Annotated in this window: 19 protein-coding genes; 9 read left to right on the forward strand and 10 right to left on the reverse strand. The window is 50.9% G+C overall.

The window, feature by feature from the left end:
• Positions 1-29: 29 nt before the first annotated feature.
• Complete coding sequence (locus HQ48_RS04825) at positions 30-857, reverse strand: hypothetical protein (protein ID WP_044231913.1); 828 nt, start codon at positions 855-857, stop codon at positions 30-32.
• Between the two features lie 283 nt (positions 858-1,140).
• On the opposite strand from HQ48_RS04825, the gene dgt reads away from it, so the two are divergent.
• Positions 1,141-2,475: a dGTP triphosphohydrolase gene (gene dgt / locus HQ48_RS04830; RefSeq protein ID WP_044231915.1), complete on the forward strand. Its 1,335-nt coding sequence runs from the start codon at positions 1,141-1,143 to the stop codon at positions 2,473-2,475.
• A 69-nt stretch (positions 2,476-2,544) separates the two neighbouring features.
• Positions 2,545-3,195, forward strand: coding sequence for a hypothetical protein (locus tag HQ48_RS04835; RefSeq protein ID WP_152568310.1), 651 nt, complete (start codon positions 2,545-2,547; stop codon positions 3,193-3,195).
• Positions 3,196-3,291: 96 nt separating this feature from the next.
• On the opposite strand, the gene HQ48_RS04840 is transcribed toward HQ48_RS04835, so the two are convergent.
• From HQ48_RS04840 to HQ48_RS04870, 7 genes are all read right to left on the reverse strand, one after another.
• Complete coding sequence (locus HQ48_RS04840; RefSeq protein WP_044231917.1) at positions 3,292-6,462, reverse strand: TonB-dependent receptor; 3,171 nt, start codon at positions 6,460-6,462, stop codon at positions 3,292-3,294.
• 139 nt (positions 6,463-6,601) lie between these two features.
• Positions 6,602-7,144, reverse strand: coding sequence for a 30S ribosomal protein S16 (locus HQ48_RS04845; protein ID WP_044231920.1), 543 nt, complete (start codon positions 7,142-7,144; stop codon positions 6,602-6,604).
• A gap of 157 nt (positions 7,145-7,301) precedes the next feature.
• Positions 7,302-8,801 carry a histidine ammonia-lyase gene (gene hutH / locus HQ48_RS04850; protein ID WP_044231923.1) on the reverse strand — a complete coding sequence of 500 codons (1,500 nt, stop codon included), beginning with the start codon at positions 8,799-8,801 and terminating at the stop codon, positions 7,302-7,304.
• 22 nt (positions 8,802-8,823) lie between these two features.
• Entirely contained in the window at positions 8,824-9,450 is a 627-nt protein-coding gene (locus HQ48_RS04855; protein WP_044188330.1) for a cyclodeaminase/cyclohydrolase family protein, read from the reverse strand.
• Positions 9,451-9,490: 40 nt separating this feature from the next.
• On the reverse strand, positions 9,491-10,750 hold the full coding sequence (gene hutI / locus HQ48_RS04860) for an imidazolonepropionase (RefSeq protein ID WP_044231925.1): 1,260 nt from the start codon (positions 10,748-10,750) through the stop codon (positions 9,491-9,493).
• A 4-nt stretch (positions 10,751-10,754) separates the two neighbouring features.
• Entirely contained in the window at positions 10,755-11,660 is a 906-nt protein-coding gene (gene ftcD / locus HQ48_RS04865) for a glutamate formimidoyltransferase (RefSeq protein WP_044231927.1), read from the reverse strand.
• A gap of 49 nt (positions 11,661-11,709) precedes the next feature.
• Positions 11,710-13,704 carry a urocanate hydratase gene (locus tag HQ48_RS04870; protein ID WP_044231929.1) on the reverse strand — a complete coding sequence of 665 codons (1,995 nt, stop codon included), beginning with the start codon at positions 13,702-13,704 and terminating at the stop codon, positions 11,710-11,712.
• A 142-nt stretch (positions 13,705-13,846) separates the two neighbouring features.
• On the opposite strand from HQ48_RS04870, the gene HQ48_RS09295 reads away from it, so the two are divergent.
• Positions 13,847-14,062, forward strand: a complete 216-nt coding sequence (locus HQ48_RS09295) for a hypothetical protein (RefSeq protein WP_152568311.1) — start codon at positions 13,847-13,849, stop codon at positions 14,060-14,062.
• A gap of 552 nt (positions 14,063-14,614) precedes the next feature.
• Here the strand turns inward: HQ48_RS09295 and hemN are convergent.
• On the reverse strand, positions 14,615-15,997 hold the full coding sequence (hemN, locus tag HQ48_RS04875) for an oxygen-independent coproporphyrinogen III oxidase (protein ID WP_235300194.1): 1,383 nt from the start codon (positions 15,995-15,997) through the stop codon (positions 14,615-14,617).
• A gap of 132 nt (positions 15,998-16,129) precedes the next feature.
• On the opposite strand from hemN, the gene HQ48_RS04880 reads away from it, so the two are divergent.
• The 4 genes from HQ48_RS04880 to HQ48_RS04895 are packed head-to-tail and all read left to right on the forward strand — an operon-like array spanning position 16,130 to position 18,993.
• Positions 16,130-16,933: an outer membrane protein assembly factor BamD gene (locus tag HQ48_RS04880; RefSeq protein WP_044231931.1), complete on the forward strand. Its 804-nt coding sequence runs from the start codon at positions 16,130-16,132 to the stop codon at positions 16,931-16,933.
• An 18-nt stretch (positions 16,934-16,951) separates the two neighbouring features.
• Positions 16,952-17,281, forward strand: a complete 330-nt coding sequence (locus tag HQ48_RS04885) for a DNA-directed RNA polymerase subunit omega (protein ID WP_044188345.1) — start codon at positions 16,952-16,954, stop codon at positions 17,279-17,281.
• A 13-nt stretch (positions 17,282-17,294) separates the two neighbouring features.
• Positions 17,295-17,759, forward strand: coding sequence for a DUF4293 domain-containing protein (locus tag HQ48_RS04890; protein WP_044231933.1), 465 nt, complete (start codon positions 17,295-17,297; stop codon positions 17,757-17,759).
• Positions 17,760-17,799: 40 nt separating this feature from the next.
• Entirely contained in the window at positions 17,800-18,993 is a 1,194-nt protein-coding gene (locus HQ48_RS04895) for a saccharopine dehydrogenase family protein (protein WP_044188349.1), read from the forward strand.
• 88 nt (positions 18,994-19,081) lie between these two features.
• On the opposite strand, the gene HQ48_RS04900 is transcribed toward HQ48_RS04895, so the two are convergent.
• The gene (locus tag HQ48_RS04900; protein ID WP_044231935.1) at positions 19,082-19,534 is read right to left on the reverse strand and encodes a hypothetical protein; all 453 of its coding nucleotides are present in this window, start codon (positions 19,532-19,534) and stop codon (positions 19,082-19,084) included.
• A gap of 609 nt (positions 19,535-20,143) precedes the next feature.
• Between HQ48_RS04900 and HQ48_RS04905 the strand changes: the two genes are divergently transcribed.
• On the forward strand, positions 20,144-23,311 hold the full coding sequence (locus HQ48_RS04905; protein WP_044231937.1) for a TonB-dependent receptor: 3,168 nt from the start codon (positions 20,144-20,146) through the stop codon (positions 23,309-23,311).
• Between the two features lie 79 nt (positions 23,312-23,390).
• On the forward strand, positions 23,391-24,860 hold the full coding sequence (locus tag HQ48_RS04910) for a RagB/SusD family nutrient uptake outer membrane protein (protein WP_052408966.1): 1,470 nt from the start codon (positions 23,391-23,393) through the stop codon (positions 24,858-24,860).
• Positions 24,861-25,266 lie beyond the last annotated feature (406 nt).

Consider the following 25,266-nt stretch of genomic DNA (forward strand, 5'->3'; position numbering starts at 1 on the left):
ATATTGATGCGATCGAACAGATAATCTAGCTAGCGTATACGGCGAGGTAGATAGAAAGACTCGGACCCATCGCCTCGCTCATCTACACGAGGGAAGCCCTTAGTCTTGAACTTAATCATCTTATTTTCTGGATAGAATGTAGCCTCCTCCGTCCAATACTTATTGCCACCATTTGCCTTGATCTCGCTCTCGTCGGTGAGTACACGGCTAAAGATGATTTTATTGCCACGTGTATTGTACGAGCCCTCGGCTTGACGATAGGGAGCATACCAAACAGCGGGGTCGTTGTCGTACATCTTGAACTTACCGCTATAGATATCGGTCGGCTTATCATCTTTCTTCTTGGGATCGGCGAAGAGCTTAAAGCCACGAATACCCGAGGGACTTGGCAACGTCTGCCAAGCTGTACCTCTCAGTCCCGGCGTTAGGTAGAAGATATCCCCTTGCTTACCATCACCCCATCCGAAGAGGAAGTTCTTATTTTCAAAGGTTAGCGTCCACTTCGTCGCATCGATTTTGGCTCGCTCAGTGTAACTCGCTATGGGCTGCGGGCCTATTGGCCTACCTGCATCATCGACTTTCTGCCCCAACTGACCTCGTAGGATGAGCGTATTGCGCTCAAGCTGGTAGGTTCCCTTGGAGCCGGTAAAAGGTGCAAAGCCAGTGTGAACAGCATCGTAGTATACCTCAAACTCTTTATCGGAGGTAAACTTGATGGTCAGAGGAGTTCCCTCTGCCGACCAATGCTGCCCTTTCAGCGATGTTTCGATACGCGGATACTTAGGCTTCGAATCTCCGCAACCAACCAGTCCTATACCAATGAGGACGAGCGTCAGAATAGTTAATACCCTTTTCATACTGTCTAGTGGTTTATGTTATACTTAAATATCAATAATCCTCAGCCTTGGCTCCTAGAGATCGCTCCACTTGTGGATCGTGGAGCGTCTGTTACTAGACACTTAACGGCTTGTAAAACCGACAAATTGTGGATCGAGGGGAAAAATATAATTCACAGAAGCAATATCCTGCCTCCTTAAAGCGACATATTGCCCATGGAGCGGAGGGAATCGGGACATGACTGTATGGAAATTTTTGTACCTTTGGCAGAAATATATAGAATAGCAGTATATGGATCAAAGTATGTGCTGGCGTCGGTTGCTATCGCCTCGTAGGCTTGGCTCCGAAACCAGACAAGGTGCGGCACCAGACTCTACACGTAGCGACTTCGAGCGTGACTACGATCGCCTCGTCTTCTCGCCGCCCTTTCGCCGTCTACAAAACAAAACACAAGTCTTCCCTCTACCCGGCAATATATTCGTGCACAATAGACTAACGCACAGCCTCGAAGTGAGCTGCCTTGGCCGTTCGCTGGGCAACATTGTCGCTGAGGGGCTAGAAGCCAAGTATCCTGATGCAAGGGACACTCCTTTCCGAGCCATTAGCTCGATCGTCAGCGCTGCTTGTCTGGCGCACGACATGGGCAATCCCCCCTTCGGTCATAGTGGCGAGCGTGCTATCGGCGCATACTTCCGAGAGGGGCGAGGGAGGCGGTGGCGTGAGGAGATAGAGAAGGAGGGAGGCCGCTGGACGGACTTCTTACAGTTTGAGGGGAATGCCAATGCTTTTCGCCTGCTGACACATCAGTTCAAGGGAAGAAGGCCCGGCGGCTTTGCTCTAACCTACAGTACTCTCGCCAGCATCATCAAATATCCATACAGCAGTGAGCAGAGTGCTCCCAAGGGCAAGTTTGGGTTCTTCCAGACAGAGGAAGGCACGATGCGTCAGCTCGCTGACGAGCTAGGACTCATCAAGCTCTCCGATCAGCCGCTCTCCTACGCCAGATATCCACTTGTATATCTAGTCGAGGCTGCCGACGATATTTGCTATCAGGTGATGGATATTGAGGACGCATACAAGCTACATATCCTATCACGCGAGGAGGCTTCTACACTACTGCAAGACTTTTTTTCTGACGAAGATTTGGAGATACTTGCCCAACGCCTCAGCCAAATCGGGGACCCCAACGAGCAAATTGGCTACCTGCGTAGTAAGGTCATTAACCTCTTGGTCGAAGAGGCCGCAGCTATCTTCCTCGAGTACGAAGGGGAGATCCTAAGAGGTCAGTTCGACGGCGCCCTGATTGGCCGCCTCTCCCCTCGCCTCAAAGAGGCATACAGAGCTTGTAGCGAGGTCGCTTGGGCACGGATATACTGCGCCAAGGAGGTACTAGATGTCGAGTTGGCAGGACATCAGATCTTCGGCTCTCTGCTGGATAAGTTGCTCGAGGCGCTCCACCACCCAGACTATACGTATAGCAAGGCTCTCTTGGGGCGAGTCAGCTCTCAGTACGACACGGCACAGACTACGACCTACGGACGTATCCAGTGTGCTCTAGACTATATCTCGGGTATGACCGATATCTACGCCCTAGACCTCTATCGCAGGATCACGGGCATGAACTTGCCGGGGATCTAGCTAGACGACTATGATCATGAATAGACAAGTAATTTATTTACCCAAACAGAAAAAATACCACTTAAGAAAATGACAAAAAAAAGCAGTTTGCTAGCCCTCGTGGTTCTAGCACAGACTTGGGGATTATCTTCAATCGAAGCTAAGGCACAAGTTCGTCCACAGCGAGCCGTGCAAGTAAGTGTAGCAGCTCAGAGCAAAGGATTTGAGCTGTCGTATGAGTATCGCCCCGACTTTGCCAATAGGCTCCTTGGTTTCAAGGGGTTTGTAGGCTACGGCATACAGAAAACGACCGGCGGCACTTGGACATTCACGACGCATTACATCAACCACAAAGAAAGCTTCGAGAAGAGATCTCTTATTTCAGCTCCAGACCACAATGAAGTTTCATTCGGGGGTGAAGTCAATATCCTACTCGGGGGGCGTAGGCACGCCGCCGAGATAGGTGCTGGTATAGCAGTAGATCACTTCAGCCATGCGATGAACTATTACTCCAAACACAAGGATCTAGGAACTCACCCCAAACTCAAGACTTTAGAGCAAGCTAAACCCTCTAAGTGGGCGTCTCATGCTTATCTGCGCGCAGGTTATAGATACACGCACGGCAGCGGTCTGATGGCTGGTATTGGGATTAACTACCTCCAGCTCCAAGGGCCATTTACTTACTTCTACTCATCTACACAGAGCTGGATGCCATATCTGATGCTCGGGTATGCCTTCTAGAGGCTGAGCACAACCCTCCCCAAACGACTACGGGCTGAGTACTAGAGATAGTACTCAGCCCGTAGTCGTTTGGGAGCGCTAATGCGCTTGGGTTCATTAGAAGATATACTTCACCCCAATCTGTGCTCTCCAGCGAGAGTCGATATTGGCCTGCTCCCAAAGATTCTTGAGAGGAGTGAAGGTGTACTTGCCACCTCTGAAGCCAAGTGGGTTGATAGCATCGTACTGTACATAATAACTCTGACCCCATGCACGATTAAAGAGGTTACCTAGGTTGATAACATCGGCATTGAGCTGGAGTGTATGGCGACGACCACCCACATTGAGGAAGAAGTCCTGAGCAAAGTGGAAATCAATCTGATTGACAAAAGGAGTTACCAAACCATTACGCTCAATGAATGTGCCTCTGTGCTTGGCAATCTCAGGATTGTTGTTGATGAACTCCTTAAACTGCTGCTTCTGCTCATCTGCTTCTGCCAGAACAATCGTTTTCTTCGTGCTTGGGAGGAACGTCGTACGCTTAGTAAATGGCATGGCATCGATCTCGGCATCGGTAGGTACATAGAGGAGGTCATTGCCTCGAGCGCCATCGCCATTGAGGTCGCCATTAGTTACTACGCTGAAACGGTTACCACTCTGACCATTATAGATCAGACCAATCGTCGTAGCGAAGTGTTTAGCATACTCTACACGATAGCTAAGGTTACCCACGATGCGGTGACGCATATCGAAGTTACTTAGGTAGAGCTCGTGCTCCTTGTCGCCATAGAATCCTTGGTTGTACTCCCAAGTACTCTTGGCTTGGCTACTTGCCCCGTCATTAACGCTCATGGCACGACCATAGGTGTAGGCGATAGATGCGCTTAGACCGAAGGCAAAGTCCTTGCTCAGAGTCGTCGTAACGTTATAGGTATACCCCTTGTTCGTATTGTCGAGTAGAATGATGTCGCTGAAGTTCTTGCCATCTACCTGCTCGTAGAGAGGACGCTCTAGCGATCCCTGCTTGAGGGTCTTGTCGGTAGCTCGATAGTTGAGGTTCCTCACCACAATGTTGTTGAGGTTGTGCGTATACATACCCTCTACTACAGCTTTGACGTCACCGGGCAATAGAGCCTCGAAGGCAAGGTTGAAGCGAGCAACCTGTGGGAACTTGAAGTTCTTAGTGATGAGGTCGATTTCCGAAGTACGTGTCTGAGCGAACTGGCTATTGACATCAGGATTGAAGCGTAGATCCTTGGCACCCTTACCACTTAGGCGTAGACGAGTGAACTCAAGCCCTGTATTGCTGAAGCTATTAGACACCCATACGAATGGAATACGGCCAGTGAAGATACCGGCACCCCCACGGAGCAAGAAGCGACGCTCTTCGTCGATCTGATAGCGGAAGCCAAAGCGTGGCGACCAGAGAGGTGTAGCCTGTGGCATCGTGTGGTTCTGCACGCCGTACTGCTTGGCGATATCGCTACCGTTGAACTTATCATTTGCTCTAGGCTGCTCGAAGAAGAGTGGCAGATCCATACGCAAACCAAGAGTCAAACGGAGTTTAGAGCTTACCTTCCAGTCGTCCTGCACATAGAAGCCAAGCTGAGCTGCCTTGAAAGCGGGTGCATAGCGTGGGTCTTTCGTTACATTGACGTCGGCAAATGAGTAATCGTACTGGTCGGGGCCTTCCTCCTGTGGTGTCCCAATCTTGAAGAACTTATCGAGTGTATCGTAGCGATAGGAGCCATAGTTCTCACGGATAAAGAGGTTCTGCATCTGGAATAGCTCGTTGTGCGTACCGAAGGTTAGGGCGTGGTCGCCGATATTCCAGTTGAAGTTGTTGGTCAGTGTGAAGATATCTTGGTCGAGGCGGTTAGCCATAGAGAAGCGCTCCGTGCCAAAAAGTACGCTTCTATTGTCGTCGATATTCACCTGAACGTGTGGGAAAGGCTTGCCGTCTGGTGTGCGGAAGTCACGTACACGAGTGTAGCCGAAGCGGAACTCGTTGTTCATGTTGCTACCGAAAGTCGAGTTGAGCTCAGTGACAAGCGAGTGCGTCTTGTTGTTCATCGTATAGCCATTGTCGTTGAGGCGAAGCTGATTGCGCGAACGACCGAAGTTGAAGCGGCTACCTTGTACATAACTATAGCGCACATTGAGGCGGTGTGCTTGATTGATGTTCCAGTCGATACGGGCTAGAGCCTTGTAGTTGGTCGTAGGAATGTCCTTCTTGGCGTAGCTTCCGCCGTCATATCCGCCAGAGATCTTCTTGATATGCTCGATGATTGGGTCAATGTCCTTGGCTTCGATAGCAGATCCATCACCGACGTTAAACGAAGTCTGAGTATTGCGATCTACATATTCGCCATTGACGAAGAAGAACAACTTGTCCTTGATGATTGGACCGCCGAGCGTGAAGCCGACTGTATTCTCAAACTGCTTATCCAGCTTCTTACGCTTGGCCACATCGGCACCAGAAGTCGTCCCGTAGAAGTCCTGATTGTGGAAGTAATCGTAGGCAGAACCCTTCCAAGTGTTGGATCCACTCTTTGTAATAGCGTTGATCCCACCACCAGTGAAGCCACCTTGGCGCACGTCGAATGGAGCAATCACCACCTGTAGAGCATCAATCGCCTCGAGAGAGATAGGGTTAGCACCCGACTGACCGCCATTGGTCCCAGAACTAGAGAGCCCGAATACGTCGTTATTTACAGTACCATCAATCTGGAAGCTATTGTATTTGTTGCTACTGCCCGCAAAAGAAATCCCAGAGCTCGTTACATTGGCCTGAGGTGTGAGCTTGGCAATATCCATAACGCTACGGCTAACCGAGGGGGTACGGTCAATCGCTGTGCGGTTGAAGCTGCTGGCGGCACCGGTACGTGTGGCATTAAGGCTGTGACTTCTGGAGCCAGTCACGACAACCTGCTCTAGAGCCTTGGAGTCGTCCTTGAGCTTAACGTTGATCGTCTCGGTATCCCCAAGCGATAGCATCACGTTGTTCATCACTACGGTCTGATATCCGATATACGAGATCTCGATCGTATAAGGTCCACCAGGGCGAAGTCCTTGTAGGTTGAAGTTCCCTTTTACGTTGGTGGCTACACCATACACCGTACCAGTAGGGATATGTTTGGCCACGACAGAAGCACCAATCAAGGTTTCCTTGGTCGCAGCATCGGTAATCGTACCATTGATCCCGGAGGTCGTCACCTGAGCATCAAGCCCAGTGTAGCAGACACCGAGTAGTACGAAGGCCAAAAGGCGAAGTAGATGTTTCTTCATAAGGAATGAAAATTGAGAATAAGTAATTGTGACTATTAGCCCTGAACAAAAAAAGCGACGGATGCAAGTCTACTCCCCCGTGGGAAGTGCCATGCATCCGTCTATTATGACTAAAACATCGGCTTAACCGTTTGAATGATTATTCGGCTGATGTTTCTTCGGTGCTCTCTGCAGTTGTTTCTTCAGTAGCCTCGGCGGCTGCTTCTGCAGCTTCCTTAGCGGCTAGAGCTTTCTTCTCTGCTACCTGAGCAGCCTTAGCCTTGTTTGCAGCCTGCTCTGCTTCGAAAGCAGCCTTGGCAGCATTGAGCTTTTCCTGCTGGAGGTTAGCCTTGATCGTACCGAGAGCAGCTTCGCGGCTCTTGGTCCAAGCCTCAAACTTAGCCTGAGCAGCCTGCTCGTCGAAAGCGCCCTTCTTGATACCACCCTGTAGGTGCTTCATCAGAAGTACACCCTCACGAGAGAGTAGGTTGCGAGCTGTGTCGGTAGGCTGAGCACCGTTAGTAAGCCAATAAAGTGCGCGCTCGAAGTTCAAATCTACTGTGGCAGGATTGGTATTTGGGTTGTAAGTACCAATCTTCTCAATAAACTTGCCATCTCGTGGCGCTCTACTGTCTGCAACGACGATCTTATAGAAGGCATAACCCTTGCGACCGTGTCTTTGCAATCTAATTTTAGTTGCCATTAAAAACGTTGAATTTAGAAATCTTGCTTGCATTATTGCTTAGCGAGTGCAAAGGTACGGCTTTATATCCTCATACACAAGAGCTAGCTGGAGCCTAACCCCAAGGTTATAGGCGGAGATATGACCGATCGTCCGCCGCCCATATCTTCTAGAGAAGCTACATCTGCAAGAAAGGGTAGATCTGTACGAAGCCGTAGGCACGCTCGATCTGCTCGTACATCACTACATCATCTTCTATTCTGGGGACAACCCTGCGGAACTCGCTGAGCAGATCCTCCAATACTGGTGAGGTCGTCGCAGGGCGACGGAACTCAAAAGCCTGAGCCGCGTTCATCAGCTCAATACCGAAGATACGGTAGAGGTTATCAATCAAAGGCAGCAGCTTAGTGGCTGCATTGGCACCCATAGATACATGATCCTCTTGATTGTTTGAGCTGACAATAGAGTCGGACGAAGCGTTGAAGCAATACATCTTATTCTGGCTAACCATTGAGGCTGCTGCATACTGTGGGATCATCAAGCCAGAGTTGAGGCCGGGCTTAGCCACAAGGAAGTCTGGCAATCCTCGCAGGCCAAAGATGAGCTGTGCTACACGGCGTTCGGAGATATTACCCAGCTCAGCCAGTGCCAAGGCGAGGAAGTCATAGACCAAGGCAAGTGGCTGTCCGTGGAAGTTCCCCCCCGATAGGATCATATCTTGCTCGGGGAAGATGGTTGGGTTGTCCGTCACGCCGTTGATCTCGTCCTCGACCACACGTCGCACATGAGCGATGGCATCATAGGACGCTCCGTGCACCTGTGGGATACAACGAAACGAATAGGGGTCTTGCACGTATGGCTTAGACTCTCGAATGTGTGCACTCCCCTCTAGGATATGCCTTATATGCCGTGCCACCTGTATCTGCCCTTGGTGATTGCGTATGGTATGTAGCTCCTCGGTGAATGGAGCGTCGAGCCCATTGAACCCCTCGAGCGAGAGAGCTGCTATGCTACTGCTCATGGTCATCAGTCGCCTAGCGTGTATGAGTGCGTAGACACCGTGTGCAGACATAAACTGAGTGCCATTGAGCAGAGCTAGTCCCTCCTTGCTCTTGAGGGTGACTGGCTCAATGCCTGCCTGAGCCAGTGCCTCGCTAGCAGGCATTCGCTTGTCTTGATAGTACACTTCGCCCAAGCCAATGATTGGGAGGAAGAGATTGGCCAGTGGCGCAAGGTCGCCAGAAGCGCCCAGAGAGCCACGGTCGAATACAACGGGCGTAACGTCCTTATTGAGCATCTCGATGATCCACTCGACGGACTGGAGCTGTACGCCACTATGACCCAAGGATAGTGCGTGAGCCTTGAGTAGGAGCATCAGGCGCACGATCTCTCTCTTGACTTCTCGACCAGTACTACAAGCATGACTCTTAATGAGGTTCTCTTGTAGTGTAGTCAGATCCTCTAGGGAGATACTCCTATTACATAGGGAGCCGAAGCCCGTGGTAATACCGTAGAGGGGGCGATCAGATCTAGTGACCTTATCGTCGAGATACTGCCTACAACGCTCAATGTTTTTCACAGCTTGTGGAGCGAGCTCCACCCTGAGCGGCTGGAGGACAAAAGCCTCCAGCTGCTCAATGGTGAGAGCCGCATCGCCTACAACGATCTTGTTTTTCATAATGACAGGGGATAGTTCTAGATCATTGTAATGATGTTTTCGTCTGCTCAAAGACCGCACGCTCTCTGGCGATCGCATCGGCCTCTAGGCGATCGGCCTCCTCGGCAAGAGCACGCACGAAGGCTTCGTCTGTGATTGAGGTCAAGTTGATACGTACGTTGAGTAGCGCTCCCAACACGGCGGTGCGTGCACACATCATGGCCACACAGCCGTCGGTGATCGCATTGCTATTGCCTTTGGCTACGACGACCTCGGCCAAAGAGAGCAACTCATGCGCACGCCGAGCCACTGCCATCGGTATGTTGGCTGCGAGCTTAGTGCGCTCTTGGATTTGTGCGGTACGATAGGCCTTCTCTTCGTCAGTTTCTTTGGGTAGCTTGAAGGCCTCGAAGACCAAGCGATAGGCATCGCTATCTCTGTCAATGTCCGCCACTAGCTCCGTGCGTAGCGCCTCAGCCTTGCTCGCTAGCTGGCGCATCTCCTCCTCAACCTCGACATAGCGTTTTTTGCCGATAGTCAAGTTGGCCACCATCTGTGCTAGCGCCCCAGCAATAGCCCCATTAAGGGCTGAGATACTCCCCCCTCCGGGTACTGGCTCCGAGCCAGCAGTCTCGAGGATAAAGTCTTGTAGGTTTAGATCTTTGAGCATTGTTTATAAGATTTTAATCGTTGATTTGCGTGTAATGAGGTTAAATCACGGGATAGCGGACACCACTCTTAATGGTATCTCGCACCAAGTTCATACCGAAGTGATAGGAGAGGAATTTATACGAAGGGAAGCGAATGATCGCCATATCCGCCTCTTTGCCCACCTCGATGCTTCCGACACGATCGGCACGCCCAATAGCGGCAGCACCATTGATCGTCAGAGCCGAGATAGCCTCCTCGACCGTCATATTCATATAGATAGTCGTCAGAGCGATCATCAGAGGGACAGAGGACGAGAAGCAGCTACCGGGGTTGAGGTCAGAGGCCATCGCTACGGCACAGCCTGCATCAATCATTTTGCGTGCTGGGGCATAGTCCGCCTTGAGGGAGAAAGCGGTACAGGGCAATACCGTGGCCACCGTCTGGCTCTTGGCCAGAGCAGCGATACCCTGCTCCGAGATCTGGAGCAAGTGGTCTGCCGAGAGGCAACCCAACTCCGCGGCTAACTCCGCTCCGCCGAAGGGGACGATCTCATCGGCGTGCATCTTAACCTCGAAGCCCATCGCCTTGGCTCCCGTCAGGAGTGTGCGTGTCTGCTCGTGGTCGAAGACTCCTCGCTCGGTGAAAATGTCGCAGCACTCGGCCAAACCTCGAGCCTTAACCTCTGGCATCACCTCTTGGAGCAAAAAGTGTATGAACTCCATCTCCCGCCCCTTGTACTCGGGAGGAGTATCGTGCGCCCCCATAAAGGTGGAGTAGATAGAGAGCGGATGCGTCTGCTCTAGCTCGGCTGCCGCCTCCAGTTGTAGCAGCTCGGTAGCCAAATCCATACCATAGCCACTCTTAGCCTCTACCGTAGTTACTCCTTGGCGGAGCATGGCGTCTAGATGATCTCTAGCCGAGGCGACGAGCTCCTGCTTGGTAGCCTTACGGGTGGCACGCATTGTGCTGGCTATCCCACCACCTCGCTCCATGATACTCATATAGCTATCGCCTCGCAGCCGCCACTGAAACTCGTCTTCTCTATATCCGCCGAAAACCAGATGAGTGTGGCTATCGACAAAGCCCGGTAGCACACAGCAGCCCGTAGCATCTACCTCGTGGCAGCCTCGCACATCCTGCTCCGGCACGCCCGACATCGGACCCACGTAAGTGATGATGCCCTGACGAGCGATGACAGCCATAGGCCCCTCGAAGACGCTTATTGCATTCATCTGCTCGGCTCCTCGTTTAGCTCCTCGCCCCTCGCAGGTCACTAGCTGAGCGATGTTTTTGATGAAGATATTGCCGACAGGTTTCATCGCCTTACTCCATAATCTTGTTTTCGAGTACTTGGTCTATGGAGAACTGCTCGAGGCCGAGGTAATACTCTGCTACATCAATCAGAGCAGCCATAGGCACTAGCCCTACGATCTCTGCTCCTACGACCTCCACGCCATAGCGGCGAGCCTCCATACGCACCATCTCGTGAGCTCGATAGACGGCTGTCTTGGTGAAGTCTGTAAGATTCATAGACACCTGCGTGATGCCTCGGTCGGTTAGCTCGACTCCCATAGCCTTGCAGAAGCGCAGCCCCCCACCGATGAAGCGAACCTTCTTGGCGATGGCAGAGGCGATGTCGAGATTGGACGTGCTTAGATTGACGTTGTATGCAACGAGGGGCATTCGAGCTCCTACAGCGACCGTACCACTAGTGGGGTGGCGATGTGCTGGGCCGAAGTCTGGTCGCCACTCCTCTTGCTTGATCTTCTCCTCCATGCCCTCAAACTCGCCCTTGCGAATATTGGCGAGGTTCTCTCTGTGGGCTGCCGAAGCTGACTTCTCATAGAGGAATACAGGAATGTCGTAGCGATTCGCAATCTCTGCGCCGACCTCTTTGGACAGGGCAATGGCGTCCTCCACAGTCACATTCTTGATCGGTATGAAGGGCACTACGTCTACCGCCCCCATACGAGGGTGCTGCCCCTCGTGCTTGGTTAGGTCAATGTGTTTCTGGGCAATACCTATGGCCTCTAGCACTGCGGCCTTGAGCGGCTCGGGTTCGCCTACCACAGTTACCACCGTGCGGTTGTGGTCTTCGTCACTGCTATAGTCTAGTAGCCTAACGCCCTCTGCCGCACGGAAGGGCTGTACGATTAGCTCGATCGTTTCTTTGTTACGGCCTTCACTGAAGTTAGGCACACACTCCATTAATCTTTTTACAGTTGCCATCGTGGTGTGATTAAAATATGAATACTGTGTTTGTATTTGATTGCTTGCATTATCCAAGTAGGCTATCCAGCAAGGCATCATCTACGAGGTAGGGCAGAGTGATGTGGTAGCCTTGATCTGCGTGCGTTTGGTTAAACTCATTGGAGGTACTCATAGCATTGCGGTTGCGCGCCCACGAGCGTCGAGCTACGCCGCCCATCACGTCCCAGAGCATAGCCGTACGTAGTATCTCGTCTACACGCTCCGAGCCGTCGAGCACCATGCCGAAGCCGCCGTTGATGCTCTTGCCTATGCCTACGCCGCCGCCATTGTGCAGGGCTACGAGGCTCATACCTCGGGCTGCGTTGCCTGCGAAGCACTGCACCGCCATATCGGCCATGACGTTGGAGCCGTCCTTGATGTTGGAGGTTTCACGGAAAGGCGAGTCCGTGCCTGCCGTGTCGTGATGATCTCTACCGAGCATGATAGGGCCAACCTTGCCCTCTCTCACCATTTGGTTGAAGCGCAGAGCTATCTGCTGTCTACCTACGGCATCTTGGTAGAGGATACGTGCCTTGGTCCCCACGACTAGGGCATTCTGCTCGGCATCTCGTATCCATATATAGTTGTCCCTGTCTTGCTCTCGCCTATTGGGATCTATGCACGCCATAGCCGCTTGATCGGTGGCGTGCAGATCCTCGTCCTTACCCGATAGACACACCCAGCGGAAGGGGCCATAACCATAGTCGAATAGCTCTGGCCCCATGATGTCCTCGACGTAGCTTGGCCAGATAAAGCCGTCTTTGTCGTCGATGCCATTCTTGGAGATTTCGTGGACTCCGCTATCGTAGATCGCCTTCATGAAGGCATTGCCATAGTCGAAGAAGTATGTCCCTCGAGCCACAAGGCCCTTGATTACCTCATAGTGCCGCCTTAGACTACGGTCTACGGCAGAGGCGAAGGCGTAGCGATCTTCTTTGAGGAGCTTGGTACGCTCCTCGAAGCTCAGCTCCACAGGGCAGTAGCCCCCCTCGTAGACAGCATGACAGCTCGTTTGGTCGGAGAGTAGATCTATATGTATGCCTCTCTCTAGAGCATACTCTAGGAGATCCACAATGTTGCCATGGTAGGCGATAGAGGTGGGGGCACCGCTCTCTAGCCCTCTCTTGGCTACCTCGAAGGCCTCGGGGATCGAGCAAGCGATGTGCTTGACCCAGCCCTGCGAGTGGCGGGTGATGATGCGTGAGTAATCGACCTCTGCCGTGATCGACACCGCCCCTGCGATATCGGCAGCCTTGGGCTGAGCTCCACTCATACCGCCCAGACCAGAAGAGATAAAGAGCTTACCCGCCAGATTGCCTCCCGAAGGGATATTCAATCGCTGGCGCCCAGCATTGAGTAGCGTATTGAATGTGCCGTGTACGATGCCCTGTGGCCCGATGTACATCCAGCCACCAGCGGTCATCTGTCCATAGTTAGCCACACCCATTTGGGCTGCTATTTCCCAGTCTTTGATGTTGTCGAAGAGGCCAATCATCATCGAGTTGGTAATGATGACACGAGGGGCATCGGGCTTGGAGGCGAAGAGGCCTAGCGGGTGTCCGCTTTCGATGACTAAGGTCTGCTCATGGGTGAGTTCCTCGAGGTATTTCTTGATTAGGCAGTACTGCATCCAGTTTTGGCAGACCTGACCAGTCTCGCCATAGGTCACAAGCTCGTATGGGTAGAGGGCGACATCGAAGCATAGATTATTGTCGATCATCACTTGGAAGGCTTTACCCTCTAGACACTTCCCCTTGTATTGATCTACGGGCTTGGCCTTGAGGTCGCCTTGGGGGCGGTAGCGGTAGCCATAGATTTTACCTCTAGTTTGGAGCTCTTCTAGAAACTCTGGGGCTAGCTTTTCGTGTAGCTCGACAGGGATATACCTTAGGGCGTTTTGTAGCGCCACCCTTGTTTGGGCTGGCGTTAGACGAAAGCCTCTGTCGGGGGCACGGCGAATCCCCTCCTCAAATGTCGGATATTGAGGCAGGCTGGACTCTAGTGTGAAAATTTTGGCGTCCATTACTGTGTATTTAGTAGATTACTATTCTGTATCCAGTCTTCACAAGCTCGGGATCAGTTCTCTAGCGATATTATAAGGGTAGGAACGAGAACCCCGAAAACGCTTCGCAAGGTAAGAAAATAAGTCGTCTAAACAAAAAGAAATGCTAAAAAACATACCACACATACCGATAGGCAACTTTGGGCCTTGCCCAGCAGCCGTCCCCAGTATCAGCAACGCAGTACATCATCTCCCTATAGCTCTCTTGCTCATCATACTTACCTGCACATATCCCTGCCGTGTAGCGGTACCACAAGTAGAGTCGAGAATGGGCAAACTTATACGTCCGTTCGTCTACTTTTTAGTTAAGGAGTGTTAAATATTTAGCAAGATATTTAGCAAAACAAGTCAAGAGTTTATAAAGATCTATGCGGTGGCTACAGATGATTGATGGGCAGATTGATGCGGATTGATGGGCTAATCCGCTGCGGTGTGTCCACCGATCTCAAAGAATTGATGGGAAGAAATGAGGAGAAATATGGTACTAGCACAGAAAACCGCCCCTAAAATGATTTTATCAAGCTGGATATTAGCATATTATAAAAGGTGCGTTTTTAGCTGATATTTTCATTCAGGCAAGGGGGAATTGCCTCAATAAGGCCGAACGCAATCTAGAGCCTGCTAGAGGCCAAATACGAGGTCTGGACAAGTTATCCACGACTTATACATGCTACCCCATCAAAACTAAGCAGTGTGGCCTAAAATATAAATTGGGAGTTAAAGCATGTAAACGAACCCTAGGGTCAGGCTACGCCGATTCGTAGACACGAAAAAAAGGGGTGCAGCATGGTGCATAGATCGGCGAGCCTCTAGCGACTCCACAATCTGAGCACGATGCAGCACCGCCCTCCTAGAGAAACCTCCGTTTGCCCTAGAGCGTCCGAGAGTATTGCCCCGAGGCTGGTGTGTAGGCAGGGTCAAATGCCGCTGCAATAGGGCGAACCACCAACATACCAAGAGGATTGACCTCGATCGCCTTAGGCGAGAGTGTCAGCAAACCATCAGCCATTTGCGCCGAAAGCTTACCCGAGTCGAACTGTGTGATGCGGTAGAAATCCTCCAAACCTAGGCCATAGCGCTCGGCAAGCTCGGCAAAGTCTAGGCGCCCATTGCACATGATCTCGTTGATCGCCTCACGGATCATACGCTCGTTATCGGTCAGCTTGTACCCTCGCTCTATGGGCAGGCGCCCAGACTTAACGAGCTCGACATAGAGCACAGAGCTCTTGACGTTTTGGGCGTATGCACCATCTAGCTGACTAATCCCCGAAGCACCGAAAGCATAGACCTGCCCAGCTGTGCGCCTCGTATTATAGCCTTGGAAGTTGCGATGCAGGTCGCCCGCCTCGAGGGCTCGAGAGAGATCGTCATCGGGTAGGGCAAAGTGATCCATACCGATAAGGTTGTAGCCAGCCTCGGTCATCTGGCGCACCGTTTGGGTGAGCATCTCGATCTTGTCTGCCCCTGTGGGTAGCGGGTAGCGCTCGAGTAGCTTTTGGTTGGCATTGAACCAAGGGACGTGTGCGTAGGAGAATGTAGCCAGTCGGTCGGGGCGCAACGCTATGATCTGCTCCACATTCTCCCCAAAGCTAGCAAGGGTTTGTAGGGGCAATCCATAAACCAAATCTATATTGACGCCTGAGAAGCCCGAGGCCTTAATATAGGGGAGCAGCTCCTGCACTGGGTGCATAGAGGGCAAACGGTTGATCGCTTTGAGGACATCTAGATGAAAGTCTTGAATGCCCAGACTAATGCGGTTGAAGCCTAGGCGACGTAGCTCATCGACATGCGGATAGTCGAGGTAGGCGGGGCTACACTCTATGGCGATCTCGGCGTCCTCGGCGAAGGTGAAGACCTCCCGCAGGGTAGACATGATCGCCTCTATATATTCGTAGCGAATAGAGTTGGGCGTCCCTCCACCCCAGCTAACCTGCGTGACACATCGGTCGGGGCTGATGTGTGGCGCTATCATTCGGATCTCCGAGAGCACACACTGTACATATTCGGCGATCTTATCCTCTAGCGGATACTGCACCGTATTGCAGCCACAGAAGTGACAGCGCTGTCGGCAAAAGGGGATATGTATATATATGGATATGTTCTGTGGCTGAGCTGTGTTGGACGCCTCTACGGCCTCTAGGTAGTCTGCACTGGCAAAGTCGGGCGCGAAGCTCGTCGCAGGCGGATAGCTGGTGTATCGAGGCACGGGAACATCATATTTGTGTAGCAGGGCCTCTGTAATATTGATCATCATATACCCCAAAACACGCCCTACGTACGTTTTTGTTTAGAGAGCTAGAGAATCATTGAAGGACTAATTGGTCGGAAAATATTACCTTTGTCCCTACTTTGAGTAGTACATTAGGCTCGGAGTGTTTATTTGAGTATGAGAAAATTATTGAGCATTTGCTGGGCAATCATCTTGCTGAGCTCCTGTGGCGAATACTATCGTGTACAGAAGTCGCTAGATGTATCGGAGCGATACTCCTATGCCAAAAAGAGCTACAACGAGAAGAAATACTCTCGTGTAGTGACCTTGCTGGAGGACGTGCTCCCCTCACTGAGCCGAACCTCCGAGGGGCCTCAGTGCACGTACCTAATGGCAGATAGCTACTTCAATATGGGTCAGGAGGCCGAGGCCTCTCGCTACTTCCAGACCTACTACACGAGCTACCCCAAGAGCCCCATGGAAGAGGAGGCTCGCTACAAGTCTGGCTACTGCCTCTTCAAGGCATCGCCCGAGGCACGCCTCGACCAGACAGATAGCTATGGGGCGATCAAGGAGCTGCAAAGCTACCTAGACTTCTACCCCGAGGGCAAGTACAAAGAAGAGGTACAGAGCATGCTCTTCGAGCTACAAGACAAGCTCGCCTACAAGGAGCTACTAGCCGCTCGGCTATACTACAACCTAGGCAACTACCTCGGCAACAACTATCAGTCCGCCGTAGTGACGGCACGCAATGCCCTCAAAGACTTCCCCTACACCAAGCACCGTGAGGAGCTGCTCTATCTGGTGCTACAAGCCAAGGGCGAGGAGGCCGAGCAGAGCGTGCTCGCCAAGCAGCAGGAGCGAGTGCGTGAGGCCATAGACCACTACTATGCGTACCTCAACGAGTTCCCCGAGGGGAAGAACGCCAAGGCTGCCACGCGCATCTATGAGCGCATGAACAAACTATTGATCAAGGAATAAGACAATATAAAAAGGATAATGGACTACAAGAAATCAAACATCCCGCACAATACGATCAGCCGTGATATGGTACGTATGAGCGAGGACACTGGCAACGTCTACGAGACCGTGATGATCGTGGCCAAGCGTGCCAACCAAATCTCTCAGGAGATCAAGCAGGAGCTAGAGGCTAAGCTACAAGAGTTTGCCACGATCTCCGAGGATTTACTGCAAGAGGTGCAGGAGAACCGTGAGCAGACCGAGGTGTCTCGCTACTACGAGCGTCTACCCAAGCCCACCCTCATCGCAGCCAAGGAGTATGAGGACGGCGAGCTCTACCACAACGTAGCTGGACGCATCAAGAAGTAAAAGCCCCAATGCTATGTGGCAGAGAATACAAACGGTTTGGCTCGTGGCAGTAGTCATCTTGATGGCACTCTTCGTTAGCCAACCGTTGGCGCTATTTACCCTCCCCGACCAGACACATCTGCTCGGGGCATGGGGCATTACCGACCTCTCGGGCATGAAGACCTACTACTCGGCTTGGCCAATAGGTGTGCTGGGCATACTCAACGCCCTGATAGCCTTGGTCAGCATATTCCTCTATAAGGACAGCACGAGCCGCACCTTCCAGATCCGTCTAGGGACGCTCAATGTCCTCTTGATGATTGGCCTGCTCCTCTATATCGCTTTCGTCGTCTGGAGCTATAGCAACAGCGCCTCTGCCGAGATAGGCATCAAGGCGTGGCTAGCTCTGCCTATGATCAGCATCATACTACAACTACTGGCCGTACGTGCCGTGCTCAAAGACGAAACGCTCGTCCGTATGTCCAATAGACTACGCTAGAACAAGAATATTAACCAACTAAAGCATTATATACAAGCCTATGGGAAGAGTGCTCATTATCGGCGCCGGCGGTGTCGGCACTGTAGTAGCCAAGAAGGTAGCGCAGAATAGCGATATCTTCACCGATATTATGCTCGCTAGTCGCACCAAGAGCAAATGCGACAAGATCGCCTCTGAGATCACCAACGTCAAGATCAAGACGGCGGCAGTAGATGCCGACAATGTGCCAGAGCTGGTAGCTCTGATGAAGGAGTTTAAGCCAGACCTATGTATCAACGTGGCCCTACCCTACCAAGACCTCCATATCATGGACGCTTGCCTAGAGGCAGGTGTACACTATCTCGATACAGCCAACTACGAACCTCTAGACGAAGCTAAATTCGAGTACAGCTGGCAGTGGGCTTATCAGGATAAGTTTCGTGAGGCTGGCCTGACGGCTATCCTCGGCTGTGGCTTCGACCCCGGAGTAACGGGCGTCTTCACCGCTCACGCAGCCAAGCACCACTTCGACGAGATACACTACCTCGACATCGTAGACTGCAATGGTGGCGACCACCACAAGGCTTTCGCCACCAACTTCAACCCCGAGATCAACATTCGTGAGATTACTCAAAAGGGTAAGTACTGGGAGAATGGCCAGTGGGTAGAAACAGAGCCTCAAGAGATTCATCTGCCACTCACCTACCCCAACATCGGCGCCCGCGAGAGCTATCTACTCTATCACGAGGAGCTAGAGTCGCTGGTAAAGAACTTCCCCACGATCAAGCGTGCACGCTTCTGGATGACTTTTGGACAGGAATATTTGACGCACCTACGTGTGATGCAGAATATCGGCATGACTCGTATCGATCCTATCATGTACAATGGTATGGAGATTGTGCCCATTCAGTTCCTCAAAGCCGTACTGCCCAACCCCGGTGAGCTCGGAGAGAACTACACGGGCGAGACCTCTATCGGCTGTCGCATCCGTGGCATCAAGGACGGCAAGGAGCGCACCTACTACGTATGGAACAACTGTAGCCACCAAGCAGCCTATCAGGAAACAGGCGCACAGGGCGTGAGCTACACCACTGGTGTGCCCGCTACGATTGGTGCTATGATGTTTATGAAGGGACTATGGCGCAAGCCCGGCGTGTACAACGTCGAAGAGTTCGACCCAGATCCATTCATGGCCGAGCTGATGGTACAGGGATTGCCTTGGGAAGAGAAGTTCGACATCGACCTAGAGCTCTGATTAATCACTGAATAATATAAAATACTGTGGGCGTACTAGCAATTTAGCTTAGTACGCCCACAGTATTTATTACACTTAGTATATAGGGCTAGTTTGCCCGATTGATGTAGATGACTCGCTTGGACTGCTTGTCACGAATAGCCAAGACTTGCTTCTTGGGTTCCGTGAGTAGTAGCCAGCATGAGCCTCCACCCTTGAGTCCGAACCAACCCAAATACCCAAAGTAGCCACCTGTACCTAGCCACCAGACCGTCAATTGATCCCAGATTGGCGGCTCGGGAGCTACTTCGTATCGACTAGCAGGGAAAAATATGGAGCAAGCCACCAAACGTAGCTGTACGCCGTCGGGGGTTACTTCGTAGTAGACAGGGCTAAGCAAAATAGGTACGATGAAAACCAGTGCCAGAGCGGCATTGAGCACGATGAGCCAACGAAACGTATAGGGCATAGTGAATATCCCATAGAGGAAGCACACAAAAGCGATGACACCAATAGCAGTAACGACTTTGGCACTCGTCCCATATTTGAAATAATATCTCATAATGATAATAAGCACTTGAGTGATACGACTTCTTTGCTTCTGCAAAGCTCGACATTCTAGAGAAGAAATACAATAGCCTCAGCCATAGCACCCTACCCAACAGGAGGTATTACCTTGCTAGACATGAGCAGAGGAGGCCCGAGGAGTAATCGAGCTTGATAATTTTACATACCATATAGGATGACTTATTGCAGATAATTTCTTTTTCTGCGTATGGTTTATTAGGATATTTCCAATGCGATCGCATTTGCCTAAATATCATTAAAAAGAACACAAAACAGCAATATTTGATTTCCAAAGCGTGTCAAAAAGTTTGGTTTATTAGATTAAATACGTTAAGTTTGCCATAACGTATTACACATATTGAAGGAGATTTCTCCGTTTGCTACAAGCACAGACATTTTTCGTGCCCATCATCTTCGTTTCGAGTTCGCTCTAGATCTCAGCCAGATCTCTGCACTTGATCCCAGTACGTCGAGATAGATGTACTCATAAGGTACTCAACTTAGTTTAGTCTTACGTCACAGATGTAGGGGCTCGGCTAGATATTACTTAATGGTATCATCATTATGTGTTTTTTCGAATGCAGTTTTTTACCAAGTTGAATGTATGAAAAAGGGATTTTTATTCTTAGCGTTCCTATTCTGTAGTATAGGAATGCTATTGGCTCAGCAGCGTACCGTCAAGGGGGTAGTGACTTCCAAGGCTGACGGACAGCCTGTTATTGGAGCCTCTGTGGTGGTCAAGGGTAGCCCAACGATTGGTGGAGCGACCAATCTAGATGGTCGTTTTACTTTCAAAGTACCAGACGGTGCCCAGACTCTGGTCGTTTCCTACATTGGCTTCGTCACTCAAGAGGTGCCAATCAGGGCGACAGACATGAAGATTGTTTTGGTCCCCGACTCCAAAGAGCTCGACGCTGTGATGGTTGTGGCCTACGGTACAGCCAAAAAGAGTTCATTCACGGGGTCGGCAGTGGCCATCGACAAAAAACAACTAGAGAAAGCTCAGGTAGCCGACGTATCTAAGGCTCTAGAAGGTATGGTACCCGGCCTACAGGTTTCGTCCTCCACTGGTCAGCCCGGTGCAGCGACGACGCTACGTATCCGTGGTATCGGCTCGATCAATGCTTCCTCAGCACCTCTGATTATCCTAGACGGAGCTCCCTATACAGGCGACCTCAATGCGATTAACTCTCAGGATATCGAGAGCCTAACGATCCTCAAAGATGCCGCCTCCGCCGCTCTCTATGGAGCTCGTGGAGCCAACGGGGTGATCTTGATCACTACTAAATCAGGTAAGGACGGTCGTCTTGCTGTGACATTCGATGCTCGTGTCGGGATTAACCAGCGAGGTGTCCCAGAGTACGATGTGCTCACCAATCCAGGCGAGTACTACACCTTGATGTGGGAAGCTCTGCGCAATGGGCAGCTCTACTCAGGCACTAAGGGAATGACACCTGAGAAAGCTGCGACTTATGCTTCGGAGAATCTAATCTCAGAGCTCGGCTACAACATCTATAAGGGTGTGGCAGACAATGCCGTCGTAGACGTCAATGGCAAGCTCACATCTAATACTGCAATTAAGTATGAGGATGCAGCGGACTTCTCCGATTGGGCTAAGCACCTCTACAAGCCTCAGATGCGTCAAGAGTATAACCTAAGTGTCACGAGAGGGGTAAGCAACAACAACATCTTCTTTTCAGCAGGTTACCTCAATGATGAAGGATTCAATCTAAGTACTGGCTTTGAGCGTATCTCATCTCGTATCTCCTACGACTCCCAGCTCTATCCTTGGCTCAAGATGGCAGCATCTACACAGTTCTCTCACACGAAGCTGAAAAATCAGATGACTGAGCAAAACAACTTCTCAAACACCTTCGCATGGACTCGTATGATCGCACCCATCTATCCCGTCTACAAGCACGATGCCGATGGACGCATCATGTACAAGAATGGCAAGCCTGAGTACGATGGTGGTGAAGTACGTGCTGGAATCAATGGGAAGCGTGCCTACTCTACCTTAAACATCGTAGAGCAACAGCAGCGTAATAGAACGCTTGTGGAGAAGACCGCCTTGATCCAAAACATGAGAGCGGACGTCAATCTGCCATGGGATCTAGCATTCAATACAACGGCTACCTACTCCTCTATCTGGGATAAGACAATTGCATACTACAACCCAGAGGTTGGCGACGGCCTTACCTACAACGGATTGCTAGGACGCTACCATGAGCGTGACGAGTCGCTCAACTGGAACCAAGTGCTCTCGTGGAATAGGAAATTCGACGACCTTAGCCTACAAGTGCTCCTCGGTCACGAGTCTTTTATGCAGACGCTCACCTTCGATCATGCAGAGAAAACCGACTTGATCGACCCTAACTCCATGCACTTCAAGTCTGCCAATAAATTTAGAGATCTCGTTAGCTGGGATCGCAAGTACCGCCTAGAGGGTTACTTCGGTCAGGTAACAGCCGACTACGCAGACAAGTACTATCTATCTGCAAGTCTACGCCGTGACGGATCTTCTATCTTCGCTCCTGATAAGCGTTGGGGGACATTCTGGTCTGTCGGCGGTTCGTGGCGCCTCAAGGAGGAGAGTTTCCTCAAAGGCGTTAAAGCAATCAATAACCTGAAGCTCCGTGCTAGCTATGGTCTCCAAGGTAACGACTTCCTCTTCCTACCAGGCAAGAATCCCCCTGTACGTGCCTACACGCCCTACGAAGATCTTTACGAGTTTACCTCTGATGGCAATAGTGCTTCGCTCAAGGGAGTTTACAAGGGTAATAGGGATATTACATGGGAAAAGAATGCCAACCTAAACGTGGGGCTTGAGTTTTCCCTATTCAATGGCTATCTCTCAGGGGAAATTGATTTCTTCAACCGCACGACCTCTGATATGCTCTTCAATCTGCCTACGCCCTCGACCACAGGTTTCTCTACCAAACCAGTCAATGTGGGTAGCATGACTAATACAGGTTGGGAGTTTAGTCTAAACTCTAACGTCTATCGCAGTCAGAAGGTTAGTGTTACCCTTGGTGTCAATGGTACGACCTACGTCAATACAGTGCTTGACCTACCCGAGGACTTCAAGGAAAATGGTATTACACAGGGTAACCGCATCATCAAGGAGAACGGCAGCATCTACGACTACTATCTCGTGCCCTTCGCAGGCGTAGACCCCAAGAATGGGGATGCGCTCTACACCGTCTACGACAAGGATACCAAGAAGTATGTCCAGAAGAACCAGAAAGGCTATACAAGCGACCTAAAGAGCCGTAAGTTTGCTGGCTCCGCGATCCCTAAGCTCACTGGTGGTTTCTACGCCAATACACGTGTCTACGACTTCGACTTCTCCATCCAGTTTGCATATCGTCTAGGCGGATATGTCTACAACTCGGCCTACTCCTCTCTCATGTCCTCTGGGGATGCTGGTACCAATTGGCATGTGGATATCCGTGATCGCTGGACTCCAGAGAATACCAATAGTAAGATCCCTCGTCTAGATGTAACGCTGCAAGGGGTATCGTCCGATAGATTCTTGCAAGATGGCTCGTACCTCTCACTCAGAAGTGTATCGCTTGGGTACAACCTACCTAAGTCTGCATTGGAGAAAGTGCGCCTCAAGTCTGCTCGTGTCTATTTCGCTGCAGACAACGTAGCCCTCTGGAGCAAGCTCAAAGGATTTGACCCCCGTCTAATGATTTCGGGAGATCAGAGCTACTCGGTGAATAGTGCCATCCGCACGCTGTCACTTGGTCTTAATGTGGGTCTGTAGATGTGCATTGAAGAAATACTTGCAGCACCCATATTGGGGATAAAACGAAGTAATATAAATATTTAGGTTGAAGACTAATATGAATAAGATATTATTGCCACTAGCCTTGGGGGCACTACTGCTGTCTTCTTGTGCGAATGACTTCCTCTCCACAGATTCGACAGAGTACCTCACCAAAAGCGATAGAGACAAGAAAACTAAGGACACTAAAATCCTAGAGAAGTTTTCCAGCGCTGCACTTGTGGCCACATACAACGTTTTTGGTGGCTCCGAGAGAACTCGCCACGACGACTTTGGACTCAAGGCTTTTCACCTTGCTACTGATATCATGTGCGAGGATATGCTCATGACGCAGCGTAACTGGTTTATTTTCGACTACGAACATGGCAACAATCAGGCTCAATATCGTCGTACGAACTCGACTTGGAAGATGTTTTATAAGGCAATCTCAGATGCCAATATCATTCTACACGACTACTACAGCGAGGAGAAAGACGATCCAGACTACAAGGCTCTCAAGTCTGTACCGCTTGCCATAAGAGGCATCTCTTTTTTCCACTTAGTAAACTTCTATCAGCATACTTACAAGGGACACGAAGATCTTCTCGGGGTGCCTCTACAGCTTGAGCCCTCGGAGAAGAAATATCCACGCGCCAAAGTATCCGAGGTCTACAAGCAGATCATAGCAGACCTAACCTATGCTGCCGACAACGGAGCAAAGACGCCTAGCGATAGAGTAGATATTGACAAGTTTGTAGCTGCTGCCTACCTAGCCAAGGTCTATGCTCAGATGGAGGATTGGCCCAATGTCGCTAAATATGCTGCTGTAGCCAAGGAGGGAGCTGCCGATATGGTTTCCGAGCCCGGCCGCTCTTGGGAGATTGGGGCAGCTGACATCCTATGGGGGCACCAGATCACGGGTGTGAATACAAGCCTATGGGCCTCATATCCCTCTCATATGGACCCTCTACAGCTGGGCTATGCGGGGAAGGATGGAGCTTTCAAGTCGATTCACAATAAGCTCTACCAGAAGATCCCTGCTACAGATAGCCGTCGCAAGCTGTTCTTGCACGATAAGGATAATAAGGAAATCTTCGAGAAATATACGGCTCTGCGTCCTAAACTGGCAAACTACGACCAAGTTAAGTACTCAGGTACACCCGCTGGCATGACTGGGGACTATGTCTATCTCAGAGTGCAGGACCCAATCCTACTGGAGATAGAAGCCCTGAATGAGACTGGTGAAACCGCCAAGGCAGCCACCCTACTTAACGAGTTTGTGGCGAAAAGAAATCCAAACTTTGCGGCGCCTACAGAGCAGAGTGCTCTACGTGAAGAAATTCGCTTTCAACGCCGCATTGAGCTTTGGGGGGAAGGGACGAACTGGTTCGACATGAAGCGCTGGAAGCTCATGATCAATCGCAACGTAGAGGGAACGAATCATACGGTTAAGGTAGATATTGCTACCGATGCCCCCGGCTTCTTCCATGCACTGCCACAGAGTGAGCTTGATGCTAATCCACTACTTGAGCAGAATACCATTGTATAGCTAAACGCAACACCAGTTTAGCCTAAAGTAGGACACGGGGCTGTGGCAAAATTTGTTTGCCACAGCCCCTTTTAGGTCTTTAAGGATGTGTAAAATACAAGCCGAATGAGGCAAGCGACACAGCAGTTTGTGCATTATGACACATTGCCGTGTTCTTTGTTTTACTGCAACGTATATATAGGCTACAAGTGGGAGCCTAGGCTCTGGAGGCAAGGGTCTGTGTCAAAATTCGATTTTGGCGCAGACCCTTTTAAGTTTAAGGTATATGAGGACACACAAAACGCTTTCTAGCATAAAGGCTTCCCGATAGACTCGCTAGACCTGCTCAGCACTTCTCAGGCCTTCTGTGATGGCCTGTTGTAGAGCTTGTGCCTTGGGGCTATCCGGGTACCTGTCGATGATCTGC

Source organism: Porphyromonas sp. COT-290 OH3588 (genome assembly GCF_000769075.1).
GTDB lineage: Bacteria > Bacteroidota > Bacteroidia > Bacteroidales > Porphyromonadaceae > Porphyromonas.

Coding starts and splice junctions, on each gene's coding strand:
- HQ48_RS09295 (WP_152568311.1), top strand. CDS start 13,847: ATGCTAAAAAACATACCACACATACCGATAGGCAACTTTGGGCCTTGC.
- HQ48_RS04855 (WP_044188330.1), bottom strand. CDS start 9,450: ATGCTCAAAGATCTAAACCTACAAGACTTTATCCTCGAGACTGCTGGC.
- HQ48_RS04845 (WP_044231920.1), bottom strand. CDS start 7,144: ATGGCAACTAAAATTAGATTGCAAAGACACGGTCGCAAGGGTTATGCC.
- HQ48_RS04890 (WP_044231933.1), top strand. CDS start 17,295: ATGTGGCAGAGAATACAAACGGTTTGGCTCGTGGCAGTAGTCATCTTG.
- HQ48_RS04835 (WP_152568310.1), top strand. CDS start 2,545: ATGACAAAAAAAAGCAGTTTGCTAGCCCTCGTGGTTCTAGCACAGACT.
- HQ48_RS04825 (WP_044231913.1), bottom strand. CDS start 857: ATGAAAAGGGTATTAACTATTCTGACGCTCGTCCTCATTGGTATAGGA.
- HQ48_RS04910 (WP_052408966.1), top strand. CDS start 23,391: ATGAATAAGATATTATTGCCACTAGCCTTGGGGGCACTACTGCTGTCT.
- HQ48_RS04840 (WP_044231917.1), bottom strand. CDS start 6,462: ATGAAGAAACATCTACTTCGCCTTTTGGCCTTCGTACTACTCGGTGTC.
- hutH (WP_044231923.1), bottom strand. CDS start 8,801: ATGAAAAACAAGATCGTTGTAGGCGATGCGGCTCTCACCATTGAGCAG.
- HQ48_RS04900 (WP_044231935.1), bottom strand. CDS start 19,534: ATGAGATATTATTTCAAATATGGGACGAGTGCCAAAGTCGTTACTGCT.
- hutI (WP_044231925.1), bottom strand. CDS start 10,750: ATGAAACCTGTCGGCAATATCTTCATCAAAAACATCGCTCAGCTAGTG.
- hemN (WP_235300194.1), bottom strand. CDS start 15,997: ATGATGATCAATATTACAGAGGCCCTGCTACACAAATATGATGTTCCC.
- HQ48_RS04895 (WP_044188349.1), top strand. CDS start 17,800: ATGGGAAGAGTGCTCATTATCGGCGCCGGCGGTGTCGGCACTGTAGTA.
- HQ48_RS04870 (WP_044231929.1), bottom strand. CDS start 13,704: ATGGACGCCAAAATTTTCACACTAGAGTCCAGCCTGCCTCAATATCCG.
- HQ48_RS04885 (WP_044188345.1), top strand. CDS start 16,952: ATGGACTACAAGAAATCAAACATCCCGCACAATACGATCAGCCGTGAT.
- ftcD (WP_044231927.1), bottom strand. CDS start 11,660: ATGGCAACTGTAAAAAGATTAATGGAGTGTGTGCCTAACTTCAGTGAA.
- HQ48_RS04905 (WP_044231937.1), top strand. CDS start 20,144: ATGAAAAAGGGATTTTTATTCTTAGCGTTCCTATTCTGTAGTATAGGA.
- HQ48_RS04880 (WP_044231931.1), top strand. CDS start 16,130: ATGAGAAAATTATTGAGCATTTGCTGGGCAATCATCTTGCTGAGCTCC.
- dgt (WP_044231915.1), top strand. CDS start 1,141: ATGTGCTGGCGTCGGTTGCTATCGCCTCGTAGGCTTGGCTCCGAAACC.